Source organism: Streptomyces sp. SX-6 (genome assembly GCF_059089585.1).
In genome coordinates this window covers 145,752-163,597 of the sequence record NZ_JBTHHU010000007.1, presented here as the reverse complement: position 1 = coordinate 163,597, position 17,846 = coordinate 145,752, and the positions used below count along the sequence as shown (strand labels likewise).

The 17,846-nt window shown below is 68.0% G+C and carries 15 protein-coding genes; 7 read left to right on the top strand and 8 right to left on the bottom strand.

Annotated elements, in window-relative coordinates:
• Positions 1-145: 145 nt before the first annotated feature.
• Positions 146-2,614 carry a collagenase gene (locus tag ACV530_RS11080; RefSeq protein ID WP_494332179.1) on the top strand — a complete coding sequence of 823 codons (2,469 nt, stop codon included), beginning with the start codon at positions 146-148 and terminating at the stop codon, positions 2,612-2,614.
• Between the two features lie 63 nt (positions 2,615-2,677).
• Here ACV530_RS11080 and ACV530_RS11075 read toward each other — a convergent pair whose 3' ends face one another.
• The gene (locus ACV530_RS11075) at positions 2,678-3,418 is read right to left on the bottom strand and encodes a hypothetical protein (RefSeq protein ID WP_494332178.1); all 741 of its coding nucleotides are present in this window, start codon (positions 3,416-3,418) and stop codon (positions 2,678-2,680) included.
• A gap of 562 nt (positions 3,419-3,980) precedes the next feature.
• On the opposite strand from ACV530_RS11075, the gene ACV530_RS11070 reads away from it, so the two are divergent.
• Positions 3,981-4,877 carry an alpha/beta hydrolase gene (locus ACV530_RS11070; protein WP_494332177.1) on the top strand — a complete coding sequence of 299 codons (897 nt, stop codon included), beginning with the start codon at positions 3,981-3,983 and terminating at the stop codon, positions 4,875-4,877.
• Between the two features lie 89 nt (positions 4,878-4,966).
• Here ACV530_RS11070 and ACV530_RS11065 read toward each other — a convergent pair whose 3' ends face one another.
• Complete coding sequence (locus tag ACV530_RS11065; RefSeq protein WP_494332176.1) at positions 4,967-5,416, bottom strand: GNAT family N-acetyltransferase; 450 nt, start codon at positions 5,414-5,416, stop codon at positions 4,967-4,969.
• 121 nt (positions 5,417-5,537) lie between these two features.
• Here ACV530_RS11065 and ACV530_RS11060 point away from each other — a divergent pair, with 121 nt between their 5' ends.
• Both ACV530_RS11060 and ACV530_RS11055 read left to right on the top strand, forming a co-directional pair.
• Entirely contained in the window at positions 5,538-7,139 is a 1,602-nt protein-coding gene (locus ACV530_RS11060; RefSeq protein ID WP_494332175.1) for an alpha/beta hydrolase, read from the top strand.
• Between the two features lie 495 nt (positions 7,140-7,634).
• Positions 7,635-8,162, top strand: coding sequence for an NUDIX hydrolase (locus ACV530_RS11055; protein ID WP_494332174.1), 528 nt, complete (start codon positions 7,635-7,637; stop codon positions 8,160-8,162).
• 56 nt (positions 8,163-8,218) lie between these two features.
• Here ACV530_RS11055 and ACV530_RS11050 read toward each other — a convergent pair whose 3' ends face one another.
• Positions 8,219-8,419 (bottom strand): DUF397 domain-containing protein, encoded by a 201-nt coding sequence (locus ACV530_RS11050; RefSeq protein ID WP_494332173.1) that lies wholly within the window; start codon positions 8,417-8,419, stop codon positions 8,219-8,221.
• A gap of 10 nt (positions 8,420-8,429) precedes the next feature.
• Complete coding sequence (locus ACV530_RS11045; protein ID WP_494332172.1) at positions 8,430-9,323, bottom strand: helix-turn-helix domain-containing protein; 894 nt, start codon at positions 9,321-9,323, stop codon at positions 8,430-8,432.
• Positions 9,324-9,476: 153 nt separating this feature from the next.
• Between ACV530_RS11045 and ACV530_RS11040 the strand changes: the two genes are divergently transcribed.
• Both ACV530_RS11040 and ACV530_RS11035 read left to right on the top strand, forming a co-directional pair.
• Positions 9,477-9,905: an ATP-binding protein gene (locus tag ACV530_RS11040; RefSeq protein WP_494332171.1), complete on the top strand. Its 429-nt coding sequence runs from the start codon at positions 9,477-9,479 to the stop codon at positions 9,903-9,905.
• A 139-nt stretch (positions 9,906-10,044) separates the two neighbouring features.
• Complete coding sequence (locus ACV530_RS11035; protein ID WP_494332170.1) at positions 10,045-11,181, top strand: family 2 encapsulin nanocompartment cargo protein terpene cyclase; 1,137 nt, start codon at positions 10,045-10,047, stop codon at positions 11,179-11,181.
• Here ACV530_RS11035 and ACV530_RS11030 read toward each other — a convergent pair.
• The 4 genes from ACV530_RS11030 to ACV530_RS11015 form a co-directional block, all read right to left on the bottom strand.
• Positions 11,163-12,371 (bottom strand): glycosyltransferase, encoded by a 1,209-nt coding sequence (locus ACV530_RS11030; protein ID WP_494332169.1) that lies wholly within the window; start codon positions 12,369-12,371, stop codon positions 11,163-11,165. The two genes, ACV530_RS11035 and ACV530_RS11030, sit on opposite strands and share 19 nt — an antisense overlap.
• 68 nt (positions 12,372-12,439) lie before the next feature.
• Positions 12,440-13,444 (bottom strand): alpha/beta hydrolase, encoded by a 1,005-nt coding sequence (locus ACV530_RS11025; protein WP_494332168.1) that lies wholly within the window; start codon positions 13,442-13,444, stop codon positions 12,440-12,442.
• A gap of 76 nt (positions 13,445-13,520) precedes the next feature.
• Positions 13,521-14,192 (bottom strand): DUF6585 family protein, encoded by a 672-nt coding sequence (locus tag ACV530_RS11020; RefSeq protein WP_494332167.1) that lies wholly within the window; start codon positions 14,190-14,192, stop codon positions 13,521-13,523.
• Entirely contained in the window at positions 14,189-15,262 is a 1,074-nt protein-coding gene (locus ACV530_RS11015) for an AfsR/SARP family transcriptional regulator (RefSeq protein WP_494332166.1), read from the bottom strand. The genes ACV530_RS11020 and ACV530_RS11015 overlap by 4 nt, the downstream gene beginning before the upstream one ends.
• Positions 15,263-15,396: 134 nt before the next feature.
• On the opposite strand from ACV530_RS11015, the gene ACV530_RS11010 reads away from it, so the two are divergent.
• On the top strand, positions 15,397-17,802 hold the full coding sequence (locus ACV530_RS11010) for a helix-turn-helix domain-containing protein (RefSeq protein WP_494332165.1): 2,406 nt from the start codon (positions 15,397-15,399) through the stop codon (positions 17,800-17,802).
• The last annotated feature ends 44 nt before the right edge of the window (positions 17,803-17,846 follow it).

Below are 17,846 nucleotides of genomic sequence, written 5' to 3'. Positions count from 1 at the left end.
GGCCTGGAACCCCGGCCGCACTATGGCATGACCATGCAATGTGCTATGTCACACCCCATTGCCCGCCCCACCGCACGGTGAGACCGTGCCGCATACGCCTCGCCCCCCTTCCCGAGGCCGCCCCCCCCCACACGAAGGAGTGCGTATGCTCCAGCACTTCACCCTGCCCAGATGCGTGGCCGCCTGCGCCACGGCCGCCGCCCTCCTGGCAACCCCGGCCCTCGCGGCCCCCGCGAGGGCCGCCACCGGCACCGCCGCCACGGCACGGCACAACCCCCTGCCGCCGACCGGCTCGAACGACCGGCCTGCCGTGCGGCACCACCGGCTCTCCACATCCCAACTCCCGCCGCTCAGAGCGGAGAAGAAGCCGGCCAAGGAGGCCGGGAGACCCGTCGCGGCCTCCTGCGACCCGGCCGACTTCGGCCGCCGGACCGGATCCGAACTGGTCTCGTTCGTCCAGGCCTCACCCGTGGACTGCGTCAACCGGCTCTTCGGCATCACCGGCACGGACGCGCACAACGTCTTCCGCGAAGCCCAAATGGTGTCCATAGCCGACGCCTTCAAGAGCGCCGCGCCGGCGTATCCGGGCGACAACTCGACCAACACGCTGCAATTGGTGATGTTCCTGCGCGCGGGCTATTACGTGCAGTACAACCACCCGTCCGATGTCGGCACCTACGGCCAGGAGCTGGCACAGACCGCCGAGGGCGGGCTGGACGCGTTCTTCGCCAACAGCCACTCCAGAGACGTCAGTTCACGAAACGGCGACGTCCTCGGCGAGGTCGTCATCCTCACGGACAGCGCCGACGAGCAGGCCCGCTATCTGAACACCTACAAGCAGCTGCTCAACGGCTACAACAGCTCCTACGACGCCATCCCCAGCATGGTGGCGGCCGTCAACGACGTCTACACCCCCCTCTGGCGCGGCAACGGCAACCCCGCCTACGTCAAGGCGGTCGCCGCCGACCCGGGCATCGTCGACACGCTCAACACGTTCGCGCTGAACCACCTGGACCTTCTGGGCACCGACCGTTCCTACCTGGACTCCAACGCCGGGATGAACGTGGCCCGTTACGTCGAGCACCCGGAGCTCAGGGCCACGGTCCGGCCGCTGATGAAGGGCCTGCTGAACGCCGCGAAGATCACCGGCCCGACCGCGTCCCTGTGGGTCACCGTCGCCTCCCAGGCCGACTACTACGACCGGGACAACTGCGCGTACTACGACGTCTGCAACCTCCCCGACCGGCTGTCCAAAGCGGCACTGCCGATCACCCACGCCTGCGACGCGAGCCACACCATCAAGGCGCAGGCGCTCACCTCCGACGAGCTCGCCGCCGCATGCGCCAGCGTCCTGCGCCAGGACGCGTACTTCCACGGCCTCGTGAAGGACGACGGGCCGATACCCGGCCAGCACGAATCCACCATCCAGCTCGTCGTGTTCGGCAGCCGCGCCGACTACCAGACCTATGCCGGGGCGATCTTCGGCGTCGACACCAACAACGGCGGCATCACCCTCACCGGGGACCCGACCAAGCCCGACAACCAGCCCATGTCCATCATGTACCAGAAGTCGCAGGACAACGGCTTCCCGGCCCGGATATGGAACCTCAACCACGAGTACACGCACTATCTCGACGCCCGATACGACATGAAGGGCGACTTCTCCCAGCAGACGGCGGTCCCGGACGTCTGGTGGATCGAGGGCCTCGCCGAGTACGTCTCGTACGGCTACCGCGGCATCACCGACGACGACGCCGTCGCCCAGGCCGCAAAGCACACCTACCGGCTGAGCACGCTGTTCCAGAACACCTACGCGAACAGCGATGTGACCCGCACCTACCCGTGGGGCTACCTCGCGGTCCGCTACATGGCCGAGAAGCACCCGGCGGACATCGCCGCCATGCTCGCCCGCTTCCGGACCGGCGACTACCCGGGCGGCTACGCCGTCTACAACACCGGCATCGGCACCCGATACGACGCCGACTTCGACGCCTGGCTGACCGCGTGCGCGGCCGGCGCCTGTGCGGCAAAGGCCGGACCGACGGCGGCCTTCGACGCGAACGTCTCCGGCCTGACCGTCAAGCTGACGGACAAGTCCGCCCCGGCCGCCGGAAGCCGCATCGCCTCACGGTCGTGGACCTTCGGCGACGGGACCTCGTCCACGGACACCGACCCGTCCAAAACGTACGCCTCCGCGGGTACGTACACCGTCACCCTCACCGTCACCGACGACCTCGGACGGACCGCCGACGCCCGCCAGCAGGTCGCCGTGGGCGGCGGGGTGACCGCGTGCACCGACCCCGACACCCGGGTGATGGGCAGGAATTGCTCCCGGGCCGACCGCTCGGCCACGGCGGGGAACCTCGACTACCTGTACCTCTACCTCCCGGCCGGGACGACGACCCTGACCGTCTCCTCGAGCGGCGGCAGCGGCGACGCCTCGCTGTACTACAACCCCGACACCTGGGCGACGAACACCGCCTACACGGCGTCGTCCACCCACCCCGGCACCACCCAGAGCCTTACCGTCACCAACACGACAGCGGGCTACCGGTACATCAGCCTGTACGCCAACTCGTCGTTCAGCGGAGTCACGGTCACGACGCAGTACTGACCGGGCAGTTGCTGCCTGCCTTCGGATGCGCATCCGAAGGCAGGCAGCACCGGAATCAAGGGATCAATGTGTGCGGCGGGCACGCCGGCTCAACACCACAATGCCTGCGGCGGCGAGGACAGCGGCTACGCCGACTGCTGCGGCGATGGTGACGGTGCTGTCCTCGGAATCGGCTTCATCATCCCGGCATGTTCCGGCCTCCCCCTTGTCCGCGAGGGTGACGCGGTAGCGGGCCCAGATCTCGTTCTTGACCGAGCCGTTGGTGTCGCCGGCCAGGTGACGGTACACGGGGTGGAGCCCCACCTTTGCGTCGCATTTGATGGTTGCGGCCGCCCTCAGGAAGGCCCTCCTGCCGCGGCCCACGGGCTTGTCGGCGAAGGCCGGGGAAACGAACGTGACCTCTCCGTCGCGCCCTTCGTCCTCGTCGTCAGTGATCACGATGCGGCTACCGGGCCGGAAGGAACGTACGTCCCAGGGAGACTGGGGCCATTGGGCGCTCGCGGGCCACTGCTCCTCAGAGGAATCGGCTGGGGCCGGGTGGTTCCTCTCATCGTCGCGGCACTGCCGACGGGTTGCGGCGTCGACGTCCTGGACCTGGACCTTTGTCCATGACGCGTTGTGTACCGACGGATTCTGGTTTGTTGACGAGTTGGTCTCGACTGCATAGTCCCCTGGCGGGGCGTCGCACTTGATGGAGACCGTCGCTGTGAGGAGAGGCGTGTGCATCCGCAGCGTTCCGCCGGCCGTGAACGCCTTCGATGTCACTACGTCGCCATTCGTCACTTGACCGGTTTCAGCTGTCACTGCAATACGTTCCCCTGGCCGGACGGGATGAACTCCGGCCGGCCAGAGGGGAACTGGCTCTGCTGCCTCAGCCGGGCCAACGATCAGTGCGCACGCCCAGGTGAGTAACGCGACAGCTGCTGCACGCAGTTGGATCACGGCTGATTCCCGCTCTCTCTCGGCGTCGCGAACGGACAGGCCAGTTCGGTCCATCTCGCTGGGACAGAAATCGGCCTCGACAATGATCCATGATCAGGTAGGGTCCTTGTCATGTCCTACATGTTCGTCCGCCTTCGGACCGCCTAAGACGTCTGCCGTCGCAGTCGCTCTGCGACCGGCGCCAGCCGAGGAACCCGCAGGAAACCACCGTGATCTCACGGCGCTGCCCTGCGGGTATCGCTCGGCCCTGACCGTCGACGCGCATCGCTGCCACCGGCTTGCGTGCGCCCGGCCACTGAACTGCGATGCGCCTGGTGACAGGTGCGTCCATTTCTCCTTCAGCTTCGGCGGCTCACCGCGCCGGCATCGGCCCATCAGCCATGCCTGCCTGCTGCGCCGCCCACCGGACATTGGACTGACCCGTATGACATCTGTCTCCAGCAACGCCTCCCGTCCGCGGCAGGCCCGCGATGCGAATACGACGTTCGTGCTCGTGCACGGCTCGTGCTCCAGTTCGTTGATGTGGGCTCCTGTCCAGCGCGAGCTGGCGCTGCTCGGCCATCGCAGCTTCGCCGTCGATCTGCCGGGGCACGGCTTCGACGCGCAGTACCCGGCGGCCTACCAGGCCCCGCAGGACCTCGACGCGTGGGCGGCCGAGCCGTCGGCACTGGCCGGGGTCACCCTTCAGGACAACATCGACATGGTCGTCGACGTCGTCCGGCGGGTGGCCGAGCACGGGCCGGTGGTCCTGGTAGGTGCCAGCCTCGGCGGAACCACTATCACGGGGGTGGGCAACACGATCCCTGACCTGGTGAGCCGGCTCGTCTACATCTCCGCATGGTCGTGCGTGCAACGATCGAACCCCATCGAGTACATGCAGGAGCCCGAGTTCGGCGACAACCTGCTCGCCCCACTGGCCGCGCTGAACGTCGGCAACCCCGCCGAACTCGGCGTCGGCCGGGCCAACTACCGCACCGCCGACCCGAGCCTGTTCGCCGCCGCCAAGGCGGCGATCATGGCGGACGGCACTGACGAGCAGTTCCGGGCCTTCCTCAACATCCTGCAGCCGGACGAGTCCCTGGCGGTGATGATGTCCGACGCACGCGGCCATGCCGACACCTGGGGCACAATCCCCCGCACCTACATCCGCCTCGCCGACGACCGGACGCTTCCTGTTGCCATGCAGGACCGCCTGATTTCCGAAGCCGACGCCTTGACGCCCGACAATCCGTACGACGTGCACACCCTCGCCACCAGCCACGTCGGTTTTCTGCTCAAACCGACGGAGGTGGCCGACATCCTCGATCAACTGACCGTGTGACCCAGAAGGCACACACCGCCGACTAGCGCATTGAAGGGGGCAGCCAACTGGCTGTCCCCTTCAACGAAATGACCCAGGGCGCCTTAACCTCAGCCGAGTCTCTTGAGCATCTTCACCGTGGTCGTCTCATAGCCAAGCGACTCGTAAAGGCCGCGCGCACCTGTGTTGAACCCAAATACGCTGAGACCAAGGGTATGAGCGCCCTGCGTCCGGGCGTATTCCTCGCCGAGGACCATGGTCCTTCGCCCGAAGCCCTGCCCCCGCTTGTCGGCGTCGATCTCGATGTCCCAGACCCACCAGGCGCCGGCGTCGTCACTCGCGTCCGGTCCGATCCAGAGGTAGCCGACGGCTATCCCCGCGTCATCGACCACGTCGAAGACCACGTGCCCCGGGCTTGGTGTACCGGAGGGGAAGAAGCGGGCCATGCTTTCGCCCGCGTGCCGGTGGGCATCCTCGGGCGTTTGCCCGGCAGCGACAAGATCTTTGGCGTACTCGGCCCGACTGCGCTCAAGCCAGGCAGGGAAGAGCCTGGCGTCCAAGTGGCGGAGAGTTACAGACATCGGGTCAGCCTCCCACAGACACCCGGCTGCGGTCACGGTTGAATAACACACGCTCGACCGTGCAGGCATGTGACATTGCACATGTCACATGATGCTCTCCATGAGAAGAGCAAGAGCCTTGCTTGCGGCCGCCGTTGCCATCGGCAGCGCCCTCGCGGTCATCACTCCCACCTCGGCATCGGCCAACGGCCATCCAAAGGAGCTCACTTGGAGCTCCTGCCACGACGCCACCACTCCCGCTCTGCAATGCGCGATGCTCGAAGTCCCGCTGGACTACGCGCACCCGAACGGCACCAAGATCAAGCTCAAGGTGAACCGGCTCCCGGCCACCGCTCCCGCGAACAGGCGACAGGGCCCGATCCTGCTCAACCCCGGCGGCCCGGGCGACTCCGGCTTGTGGATGCCCGCCTACATCTCCGGCAAGATCCCCCAGGACGTCGCCTCCACCTACGACTGGATCGGCTTCGACCCGCGCGGCACCAATGCCAGCGAACCACACGTCACATGCGACCCGAAGTACTTCGTCGGCCCACGCCCCGACTACCAGATCAGCAAAGGCACTTCGCAGGCGTGGCTGGAGAAATCGGCCAAGTACGCCGCCGACTGCGCCGCGAACTGGAGCCGGCTCCTGCCGCACATGACCACCGTCGACAACGCGCGCGACATGGACAGCATCCGGCGGGCACTCGGCGTCCAGAAGATCAACTTCTACGGCGGCTCGTGGGGCACCTCACTGGGCTCGACGTACGGCCAGCTCTTCCCCTCGCACGTGCGCCGGATGGTGCTGGACAGCATCGTCGGCCCCACCATCAGCTGGTACGACCACAACATCCTCCAGGACAAGGAACACCAGCGCCGCTTCGACGCGTTCGCGGCATGGACCGCCAAGGCCGACTCGGTCTACCACCTGGGCACCGACGCCGCCACGGTGAAGCGGAAGTACGACCAGGTCGAGGACGAGCTGCGGGCCAACCCGGCTGACGCCGCCCCGGGTCCCGGCAGGATCGGCCCCGCCGAGTTCGAGGACACCTTCTACGGCGGCGGCTACAACTTCCTTCGCTGGCCACGGATGGCGACCGTGCTGTCGGCGTACCTCACCAAGCACGACACCCGCCCGCTGAGCATCGCCTACAACACCTACGCGGCACCGGGCGCCGACGACGGCACGTTCCCGGCGTACAACGCGGTCCAGTGCACGGAGAACAACTGGCCGCGCGACTGGGAGTTCTGGAAGAAGGACCAGGTGGCTGTGAACGCCGTCGCGCCCTTCTACACGTACAACAACATGTGGTACAACGCCGCTTGCATGTTCTGGCCCTACCAGGGCGACCGCGCCGGCCGACTGAAGATCACCGGCAAGGGCCTGCCGCCCGTCCTGCTCTTCCAGGCCACGGAGGACGCCGCCACCCCGTACGAGGGCGGCGTCGCCATGCACAAGGCACTGCGCGGATCGAAGCTGGTCGTCCAGAAGGGCGGCAGCTTCCACGAGATCCTCTTCCACGGCAACACCTGCCTGGACGACACGTTCACCGCCTATCTGCGAGACGGCCGCCTTCCCGCGGGCAAGGGCTTCATCGCCAAGACCTGCGCCCCGGAACCCGACCCCACCCCGGTGTACGTAACCCCGACCGCCGCCTCCGCGAAGACCGCGCGGTCCGGCCTCGCGCCCACCGACCCTCAGGCCGTTCGCGGCATCCGGTAACGAGACAACACGGCGGATGGGACGACCGCGTCCCTTGTGGTGGTGTGCAAAAGGTCTGTATCGGCAGCCTTCGGGAGTATGGGAGGCCCGGTGACAGGGGCTGAGTTGTTTGGTGACCATGTGGTCGTTTACCTGTGAACTGCGGGAATTTTGGGTGTGATGACGCGGCCGCCATGCCCCCGCTTACACCCAAATCGCCCGCTACCGCCTCCCGACGCCCCCAGCAGGACGCCATCGATGGACATCAGTCACCCGTAATCACCAACATAGTGCGCGCCGAAGCGTGTTGAGCGCGAGTACGCACACGTCGACAAATCCATCGCCGCGCGACATGACACCCATCACCCACCGCAGCACGATCTCAGCTGACGGCAGCTCGAATGCGTTCCCGCGTGGCCACCGCCTGAGCACATCCGCCAGGGCGGCCAGCGCATGCGGACAGGAACCTTCCGGGTTCCCGCCCGGCGCCGGCCGCCCCGCCGCGATACTGCCGCCATGACCACCCCAGTACCGTTCAGCCGCATCAAAATCCGCACCGGCGCCCTCGTGTTCTGCGGCAACGACGTCGCCCTCATCCGCCGCGACCGGCCCGACTCCGTCCACTACACCCCGCCCGGCGGCAACGTCGAAGCAGGCGAGGACTTGGTCGCCGCGCTCAGGCGCGAACTCGCCGAGGAACTCGCGCTCGACACCGCCCACGCGAGCGAGCCCGAACTGCTGTGGGTCGTGGACCAACGCGTCTCCCGCCCCGGTTCCACCCCGCCACCGCGCAAGCTGCACCTGCTCTACCGGCTCCACATCAGCAAGGACACCCGCGCCACCCTGGCCGCCGAAGAACACGACGAGTTGGAGGACGGCAACCACGAGGTAGGGATCATCGAGTGGCTGGACTACCGCAAGACCGCCGAGCTGCCTATCTTCCCGCCAATCGGTCCGGTCCTGGCCACTCTCCCCAACCCCCACGCCACAGTCACCGACGCGGCTCTACCCGCCGTCACCGACCACAACTACACCTGGGTATGAACAACGGCCACAGGCCGGGCCAGCCGCTTCTCCGAGCCGCCCTCTCCTGCCCTGTATCACATGGGCGCGTCGAGCCCGCCGGCTCTTATGCGGCCGAGAAAGGCAAGCCATGCCGTCGGACCGGGGGCGAGTACGGAACCTGGTCGATCACTCTCCCTGAGTCGCACGCCTCGCGGACGGAATGCGCACACCTCTATGCACTCATCGTCACTACCACTGGAACTGAAGCTTGATTTCAGCCACTTGAGGTCAGGCATGGTGTCCGTCTCACAGGGAATGCAGCACGTGCTGGATCAATGAGAATGAGGTCTTCCTCTTATAGAACTCTGGTCCGATGTCGAGGTCAATGGGATCCAGGGCCACCGTCGCGAGACTTCGGAATGTCTTTGTGAACCGCCCCAGGTGCACCTGGTCACTGACGAAGGGCGAAGAGAGCGGCTGCTCCACGTAGACCGTGCTGAGCTCCGGCACAGCGTGTTCGTAGATGACGAATGGCGTTCCGAACCTGGCAGGGAATCCGGAAGACTTGAACGGAAGCACCTGAATGCTGACATTGGGGAGCCTGGCCATCTCGATGAGATGCTCCACCTGACGCCGCATGACGTCCGGTGCCAGGAACTGCATGCGCAGCGCCGCTTCATGGATGATCGCATGGAGGGCCACCGGCGACTGCTCGGTGAGGACTCGCTGGCGGTCAGCGCGGAAGGCAACAGAGGTGTCGATCTCGCGGGGCAACGCATCAGGCGCTCCGCCCTCGAACAGCGCTCGCATGTACTCGGTGGTCTGAAGCAAGCCGGGAATGTGCACCCACTGGAACGAGCAGTGGACCGCAGACAAGGTTTCCAGCTCTGCCAAGTCGCGCCCGTTGGGACCGATTGAGGACTTACGGTAGGCCGACCACCAGCCCTTGCCATCCGATGCGCTCATGGTCACCAGGGCGTCAACCAAAGTTTGGTTCTCGCAACCATAGGCGGTGGCCAGGGAGCGCAACTTGGTCTCGGGAATGGCTGTTCGACCCGACTCGATGTGTCCAAGATGCTGCGGCCCGAGTTCGGCGTGACGGCCTGCGGTGACGGCGTTCATGCCGGACGCGTCACGCAATCTGCGAAGTTCGATGCCCAAACGGCGTTGCCTGAGCGTCGGGTTGGCCCGGAGTCCCATGGCGACCTCCTTGTGATCGTGAGCAGTCTGCCGTGTCTCACGGGGCCAATGCCACTCGATGGAGGCAACTTCTCCAATCAGGTTGAGGGTTAGAAACCCTTGTGGCTACCGTCGAACTCGCCCCGCCTTTCCCGGCGCCAAGGAGTTGCGCCCGTGTGCCCGTCCCTCACCGAGCCCGTCAGCCTCAAGCCACGCCCTGCGTTCTCGCTCAGCTTTCCGCCCACCCTCGGCTGGGTGCGTACCGCCCGCGAGGCGGTCCGTACCGCCGTTGCGGCCGCGCACCGCGAGGAGCTCACGGACACCGCCGTGCTGCTCACCTCCGAGGCAGTCGGCAATGCCGTCAACGCTTGCCTGCACAGCGGGTGTTCGGCGCCCGTGCGTGTCCTTGCCGAGTGGGCGGCCGGTGGCGCGTTGCGGTTGCTCGTACGGGACGACGCCCCCGGTGTCCCCACGCTGGACGCGCCCCGGCGGTGGGAAGCAGACGAGCAGCCCGATCATGGGCGGGGCATGATGCTCATCAGTGCCTGCGCCACGGACTGGGGCGTGTGCCAGCACGGCCCGGGGCCGGGCAAGGCGGTCTGATTCAAGCTGGCTCGGTGAACATCCGCACATTTGTTGCGGCGGCCTCAGGGGCAGGGATGACCTTGTAGCCGGTCCATGGGCCGTGCTATCCCTTCGACGACGGCAGCGCCAAGTCAAGCCCCTGTGAACGGAGTTGCAGATGAAGACACCGATCCCCGGCACGACCGACGCACCCCCTTTCCTGACACGGCTGCTGTCCGGACCGACCGGGCTCGGCACGGACTCTCTGCGCCTCGCGTCCACGGCCGTGGTGCCGGACGACACGGAGCCGGCCGAGGTGCCGGTTGCTCAACCGTCGTCGTCGCCGCGGATCGAGGGCCTGTACTGCCCTCCCGCCGTGCGGGACGACCGTGCGCTGGCCGATGAGGTCAACGCCCGGCTCGTGGAGTGGGCGGAGAACGAGATCGAGCTCTACCCGGAGGCCGAGCTGAGGGACGCGCTCGTCGCCTTCGACGCGGGACGGTCGGTGGTCCTGTGCCACCCCGACGCACCGGGCATCGACCACCTCATGGCCGCCGCCCGCCCCCTGATCGCCGAGAACGCCGTCGACGACTACTTCTGCGAAGCGGAGTACGGCGGCACCGCGGACCGACGCGGCGCGGCACTGCTCGTCGCCCAGTCCGCGATCGACCCCGCCCACAACACCCCCCGCTACGAAGCCGAATGGCGGGCCGGGATCGACTCCCACCCGGCCCTGCGCTCCATGCGCTCCGCCATGGACTACTTCTGTGCCCTGGCCACGCCGGCGCAGGCGCACCGGTTCCGGCACGACATCGCCAACCTCTACCTCGGCTACGGCGCCGAGGGCGACTGCATCAGCCAGCGCCGTACACCCGCGGTGTGGGAGTACCTGGCGCAGCGGCAGTTCAACAGCTTCCGCCCCTGCCTGACCCTCACCGACTCCATCGGCGGCTACGAACTGCCCGCCCCCCTCTTCGCCGAGCCCGCCCTACAGCGCGCCGTCGCCCTGTCCTCCAACGCCTGCACCATCTGCAACGACCTGTACTCACTGCGCAAGGAACAGGCCAGCGGGCGCTTCCACTACAGCCTGCCCACCGTGATCGCCGCCGAGGAGGAGTGCTCCATCGAAGACGCCTTCCAGAAGGCGATCGAGGTCCACAACGACATCGTCCACCTCTTCGAGGAACACGCCACCGCCCTCGCCGCCACCAACCCCCTCACCGCCCGCTTCGTCACCGGACTGCACAACTGGATCACCGGCAACCACGAATGGCACGCGGGCAACGTCGGCACCCGCTACGCGACCTCACCCTGAAACTCCATGGCAGCGAGGCGTTGGTAGCTGGCGAGGAGATGTTTACAGCATTCCTCTGTGGTGAACTGGGCTGCGTCGATGCGCGCTTGGCCAGTGACGCGACCGTTGTCGTCGAGGGCTGTGCTGAGGGCACCGAGGAGTGCGTGGGGGTTGTCGGGCTGGAAGAGGTAGGCGTTGTGGCCGTTGGAGAGGCTGCCGGAGATGCCTCCGCTGGAGGGAGTGACCACAGGGATTCCGGAGGCCATCGCTTCGACGACGGTGCGGCCGAAGGTTTCGTAGGGGCCGGCTGTGCAGAAGGCGTGGCAGGAGGCGTAGAGGGCGTTGCGGTCGGCGCCGTGGACGAAGCCGAGGAGGTGGATCCGGGGCGAGGACGCGGCCAGTTGGGCGATCTGGGTGGTGATGTCGCGGGGCCCGTCGCCCGCGATGAAGAGGGAGAGGTCTTCGTTGCCGGGTGTGGTGCTCAGCTTGCGAAAGGCCTCGATGATGAGGTCCAGGCGCTTCTCACGGGCGAGGCGGCCCAGGTAGAGCAGGCGTTTGCCGCGCCCGTCGTAGCGTGGTGCCAGCTTGGCGAGGACGGCCGGATCGGCATGGTCGGCACCGAAGGAATCGATGTCGACGCTGTCGAAGGGGACTTGCTCGATGCGCACGTCGGTGAGACCGCTCAAGGTCGCTGCGGAGTGGGGAGTCGCGCAGATGGCGGCGTCGAAGTGGCGGTACACGTAGCGCATGATGGGCGGAAACATCGCGGCCGCCAGGTGACGGAAGACCGGGTAGCTGCGGGCGGAGTTGAAGTGGTCGCCCTGGTACTGGGCCACATAGGGCACGCCGTGCCGACGTGAGTAGGCGTGCCCCGGCATCCCCCACGAGCCGAAGACGAAGGATCGTTCGGGGTCGATGACAACCACCAGGTCCGGCGCGATCTTTTCCAGTGCGGCGTCGATCTGTGCGAGTGCGGCTCGGCGCGGGACGCGCAGCATCGGGTAGGGCAGCCACGGCTTGGCGGCGTAGGGGAACAGCTCCACGCCGGGCATGTCCGCCCCGGCCAGGGGTCTGCCGTCGGAGGGTTCGGGGACCAGCAGGCTGAGGCGCACGTCCTGCTGGTCGGCGAACCACCGGGCCCGCTCCACGTTTCCCAGCGCGATGCCGCTGACCTCGGGCGGAAAGCTTGCGGTGATCCAGGCGACGGTCATCGGGGCTGATTCGGCGCGCGGAAGCAAATGAACGACCTTCCCATCGGAGTGTGGGCGGAAGCGCGTGGCTACGCCTTGCGGAGCCGCTCGATGATGCCGTCGAGGTCTCGACGGAAGACGGGTACGCGGAACTCGTGGCCGCCGGGCTCCTCGTGCGCTTCGTGCTCGATGCCCGCATCACGCAGCAGTCCGCGGAATTCCCGCTGGCCGGCGAGCACTTGGTTCTCGGACACCTGGTTGAACCAGTCGACCTTGCCGCCGCCCGTACCGGCCACCAGGAAGACACGCTTGCCGCGGTAACTCTCGATGTTCTCGACCGGGTTGTCGGCGCTCACCTTGGCCTCGTTCCACAGCGGCGCTCCGTAGATCGTGCCGCCGACCAGGTCCGACACCGCGGAGGACAGGTTGGCCCAGTGGGTGACTATGCCGAAGTCGCGGCGCAGGCTGGCCGGTCCGGAGTGGGCGCTGACCGAGGCGAAGAGGTCGGGGTGTTTGGCGACGTACTTCAGAGCGCCGAAGCCGCCCATCGAGAACCCGGCGACGGCCCGGCCGTCGCTCTCGGCGTACGTACGGAAGTTGGCGTCGACCCAGGGGACGAGCTGGGATATATGGAACGTTTCCCAGTTGCGGGGGCCCGCGTTGGAGCTGACCGGGTCGGAGTACCAGCCCGCGTGGCCGCCGTCGGGCATCACGACGATGACCGGTTTGCCGGCCGTCCATTCGCGGACGCCCGCGCGGTCGAATCCGGTGTAGTCAACGGTCGTGTTGCCCCAGTGGAGGAGATAGAGGACGGGGTAGGTACGTCCACTGGTGTCGTAGCCGTCGGGAAGCAGCACATTGACGGCGGGGTTCCAGCCGATGGCGCGGGTCGTGAACCGGTAGTACTTCATGCGGGGGTTCTGCTCGTTGCGTTCCACGATGCGCAGCCCGAAGCCGTCGCCGACCTCCGCGGCCGGTGATGCCGCGGCCGATGGCGCCGTCGCGAGGACGCCCGTGCCGCCGAGGGCGATGGCCGTGGAGAGGCCACCGGTGACCTTGAGGATGTTTCTGCGGGTGAGGTGGTGCGTGCTCATTCTGACCTCCTGGTCGGGAAGGAACGGTGACGGAGGAAACGGTGCCGGAGGAGCAGACGGTAGCCAAGGGGCCACGTTAGACACCACCGTTGAAATTCCGGTGAATGCGCTCGACGAGCGCGCGGAGGACGAAGAGGTTCGGGATCTCGGACGCGGGGCCCAACGCATGCCGTTCTCCGGCTGTGCTGAGCTCGACCGTCCCGTTCCGGATCTCGATCCGTTGCATCTGCGACCACCTCACGGACATCTCTCGGGACCCGATCGTCTCCCTGGTCAGCCAGATGTCCCCGAAGGTGAGCCGCTCCCCCGCGTCGATCGCGGCCAATGCCCCGGGAAGTTGGGCGCTGGTGACGGCCCGCCGGATCTCGGGCCACCACTCCGCCTCCGGCTCGCCGTGCAGCGCTACCCGCTCCCCGGCCAGGTCGATGAGCGTGCAGATCGTGCCGCCGCCCGTCTGGAACACGGAGGTCGTGTCGTAACGGACGACATGGATCCGCCTCGCGACGGCGACCGTCATCCCGTGCTCGTACAGGTCCAGTCGTGCACCTTCGTCCGCTCTTCTCATGGAAGTCCGGACGAAGGCCAGCAAGTCCCGGATGCCCCGGCCCGGCACGGTTCTCGTGCGGGCCGGGGGCGCGACTCCCGCGTAGGTGGCACGGCGCCTTCCGAGGTGTTCGCGGCCGGCTGCCGCCGAGATTCTCGCCAGCAGCAGCTCCTCGCCGGGTGTGCGCGGCGTCGGTCCGGTCACGGCTTCATGCCGGCGAGGTCGAGGTCGAGGTCGGCGTCGTCCCCGCGCACGATCATCTGGTGCGCCTGCCGCAGCATCCGGCCCGGGAGCACCCCCAGATCGTCGTCCAGTCGGCGGCGGGTGTGGTCGAACACGGCCAGTGCGTCGGCCTGTCGGCCGTCGCGGTACAGCGCGTGCATCAGCATCGCGGCGACCGGTTCGTTCAGGGGCTGCGCCGCGGCCAGAGCCGACAGCTCGGCGATCGCCTCGGAGTGCCGGCCCAGTCGCAACTGGCAGTCCAGCTTCCGCTGTACAAGGGCGGTCCTGCGCTCGGTGAGCCGCATCCGCTCCAGTTCGACGAACGGCCCGGGGAGGCCGGACAGGATCTCCCCGTGGAACAGGTCCAGCGCCCGGGAGCAGACGCGGACCGCCTCGGCCAGGTCCCCCGCTCGCTCGGCCGCCCCGGCGGCGGTGGCAAGTTCCTCCATGCGCGCCGCATCCACCGTGACCGGGCCGGAGAGCAGCCGGTAGCCGCACCGGTCGCGCTCGATCACCGGGTCCGGATCCCCGAGGTGCAAGACCTTGCGCAGTCGGTAGATGTACACCGGCACCACCTTGGTGCTCGGCGGCTCCATCCCCCATACCCCGTCGAGCAGTTCCGGTGAACTGACCGTCCGGCCCAGGCACAGCGCCAGCGCCGCCAGTACGGCCTGCTGGCGGAGGTGGCCCAGATCCAGTGGCTGCCCGTCGCGCCATGCCCGCAGCGGTCCGAGCACGGAGATCCGTAACCGTGGTTCGCGCTCCTGACGGACCGCGGCCCGCGGTACCGGGCCCGCCGCCTGCCGGCGGGGGCCCCGGCCGGGGACGACCAGGCCGCAGTCGAAGGCGCGGACAATGGCGGCGACCCGGTCGCGCAGCCCGAGCCGGGCGAGGATCCGCGCGAGGTGCCCGGCCACGGTGGCCTCGGGCATGGCGAGGAGGGCGGCGATCTCATCGTCTCTGAGACCGCAGCCGACCGCGTGGAGTACCTCCCGCTCCTGACGCGTGAGCAAGGTGACGGTCTGCTGGCCGGTGGTTGCTGCTATCGGCATCGTGGCTCCCCGGGGCTCAGTGCCGGCTCGGTGTGACGGATGCCGTCGACGCTGTCCCGGTGGCCGGACATCGGACAGGCCAAGGGACCGGCCGTATCCGGCCGGTGGCCGCGCTAGAGTCCTCACCTGGGGAAATGACATGTCCGGGGAGGCCGTGGCCTATGGCCGGTGAGTTCAGCACGTTGTTACGGGAACTGCGGCACAAGGCGGGGATGACTCAGGAAACCTTGGCGGAACGCGCCGGAGTGGGCGTGCGCACCATTCGCGGACTGGAGACAGGCGAGCGCGCCGACCCCAGGGTGACCACGGTGCGGCTGCTGGCCGACGCGCTCGGCCTGAGTCCGGAGGAACGCGACAGACTGGTGGCGGCTGCCGTCCACCGGACCGGGCGCGGGAACCTGCCGGACGAGCCGGGCGAGCCGGACGAGCCGCCCGGCGAACCGGCCGCCGAGCCGCCCGTCGAACCGGTCGCAGGGCAGCCGGGTTCGGGGCAGCCGGGTTCGGTGTTGCACGAAACCCTGGCCGACATCGCCGAGCAGCTCGCGCAGGCGGTGACCGCCCGCTGGCAACGCGAGGAAGAACAGCGGCAGGTCCACGATCCGTACCCGCTGCCGCTGCGCTGGCAGCCGGTTGCGGAGGAACTGACCGACCACTGGGCCAACATCCGCCGCCAGCCCGCCGGAGGCACGCCCGGACCGCTGGACCTGAGCGGTCAACTGGACGAGATCGTGGGCGTGTACCGGCGAATACCGTCCGGCCGGCTGGTGGTGCTGGGCCGGTCCGGCTCCGGGAAGACGATCCTCGCCGTGCGGTTCGTCCTGGACTGCCTGAAATCGAGGCCCCGCACCGAGGCGGTACCGGTGATCTTCAGCATCGGTTCGTGGGATCCTACGGCCCTCACGTTCCGGGACTGGCTGACCGCCCAACTGATGCGCGATCACCCCGGACTGGCCGCTCCGGGGCCCGGCGGGCCGAGCCTGGCCACCGCGCTGGTCGAGACCGGCCGGGTGCTCCCCGTGCTGGACGGCTTCGACGAGATCGCCGACGGTCTGCGCCGTCCCGCGCTGGAGGCGCTCAACGCCACGACCCTCCCCCTGCTGCTGACGAGCCGGCCGGCCGAGTACGCCGCCGCGGTGGCGGAGACCGATGTGCTCACCTCCGCCGCCGCGGTGGAGCTGGCCGATCTCACCCTGGACGACCTGGCCGACTACCTGCCGCGCACCACACGCAAGGCCCGCGGCGGGGATCCGGCGACGACCGCGTGGCACCCCGTGCTGAGCGAGCTGCGCGAGCGGCCGGGCAGCCCGGCGGCCGCCAACCTCGCCATGGTGCTGACCACTCCGCTGATGGTCACGCTCGCCCGCGCCGTTTACAGCGACACCCCCGGCCAGGATCCGGCCGCCCTCCTGGACACCCGGCGGTTCGGCGGCCCCGAGGCGCTGGAGGAGCACCTCCTCGACAACTTCATCGCCACTGCCTACCGCCCCCGGCCGGAATACGGCCCGGGCGGCGGGTCAGGCCCCGCCTTCGACCCGGAACGCGCCCAGTACTGGCTGGGTTTCCTCGCCCACCACCTGACCCGGCTCGACACCCCCAACCTGGAGTGGTGGCGGCTCGGTTCAGGGCTGCGCCGCTCCACGCGCACGGCGGTGACCGCGCTGGCGGCCTGCCTGCCCATCGGGCTCACCGACGCCATCGTCGGCGGACTCCTCGACAACGTCGGATTCCAGATCGCGGACGGGCTGGTGGTGGGACTCTTCTCCGGGCTCACGTTCGCGATCGCGTACTGGTTCATGGTCGCGGCCAAGAGCACGGCGGTGATGCCGTCCAGCGTGAGCATGAAGATATTCGGCAGAGCGGGGAAGACCAGGCGAAGCATCGTCCCCCGGCTCTTGATCGGATTGCTGTGCGGGCTCGGCTTCGGCTCCGGCTACGGCTTCGTGGCCGGAGTGATCAGGGGCGTCTTCGCGCACGCCGGTCCCCTGACCGCCCTGCGCATGGGCCTCGGTGACAGCGCCATCTACGGAGTCGTGTTCGCGCTGGGTGCCAGCCCCGTCTTCGGTCTGCTGGCCCTCCTCGAAACCCGTCTCGACATCCGGTCCGCCGTCAATCCGGTCGGCCTGCTGCGCACCAACTCCCGAACAGTGTTCGCCCAACTCCTCGTCTGGACACCCTGCTTCGGGCTGCTGGTCGGTGTCGGCTCCGCACTGCTGATGCCACTGCTGTCGGTACTTCTGGGGCCGATCTCCTGGACTCCCAAGGCCTCGCTCAAACTCGGCATCGTCAGCGGACTCGGCGGGCCCCTGGGCTATCTGCTCAGCCTGACCGCCTGGGGTCAGTGGGTGGTGCTCTCCCGGATCTGGCTGCCGCTGACCGGCCGCCTGCCGTGGTCCGTCGTCGCCTTCCTCGAGGACGCCTACCGGCGGGGCGTGCTCCGGCAGGCGGGCGCGGTCTACCAGTTCCGCCATGCCCGTCTCCAAGCGCACCTCACCCGCGCGTACCGGTGCAGAACCCTGGAGAACGCTTCCGGGAAAGCGTAAGGTCGGCTTCCAGCCCGGACATTGGGCCAGAGAATCACTTTCCG

Bases quoted from the DNA above. Each gene is read 5' to 3' on its own strand.
- ACV530_RS11060 (WP_494332175.1), top strand. From the start codon at position 5,538: ATGAGAAGAGCAAGAGCCTTGCTTGCGGCCGCCGTTGCCATCGGCAGC.
- ACV530_RS11070 (WP_494332177.1), top strand. From the start codon at position 3,981: ATGACATCTGTCTCCAGCAACGCCTCCCGTCCGCGGCAGGCCCGCGAT.
- ACV530_RS11080 (WP_494332179.1), top strand. From the start codon at position 146: ATGCTCCAGCACTTCACCCTGCCCAGATGCGTGGCCGCCTGCGCCACG.
- ACV530_RS11055 (WP_494332174.1), top strand. From the start codon at position 7,635: ATGACCACCCCAGTACCGTTCAGCCGCATCAAAATCCGCACCGGCGCC.
- ACV530_RS11010 (WP_494332165.1), top strand. From the start codon at position 15,397: ATGACATGTCCGGGGAGGCCGTGGCCTATGGCCGGTGAGTTCAGCACG.
- ACV530_RS11050 (WP_494332173.1), bottom strand. From the start codon at position 8,419: ATGCCTGACCTCAAGTGGCTGAAATCAAGCTTCAGTTCCAGTGGTAGT.
- ACV530_RS11045 (WP_494332172.1), bottom strand. From the start codon at position 9,323: ATGGGACTCCGGGCCAACCCGACGCTCAGGCAACGCCGTTTGGGCATC.
- ACV530_RS11035 (WP_494332170.1), top strand. From the start codon at position 10,045: ATGAAGACACCGATCCCCGGCACGACCGACGCACCCCCTTTCCTGACA.
- ACV530_RS11030 (WP_494332169.1), bottom strand. From the start codon at position 12,371: ATGACCGTCGCCTGGATCACCGCAAGCTTTCCGCCCGAGGTCAGCGGC.
- ACV530_RS11025 (WP_494332168.1), bottom strand. From the start codon at position 13,444: ATGAGCACGCACCACCTCACCCGCAGAAACATCCTCAAGGTCACCGGT.
- ACV530_RS11015 (WP_494332166.1), bottom strand. From the start codon at position 15,262: ATGCCGATAGCAGCAACCACCGGCCAGCAGACCGTCACCTTGCTCACG.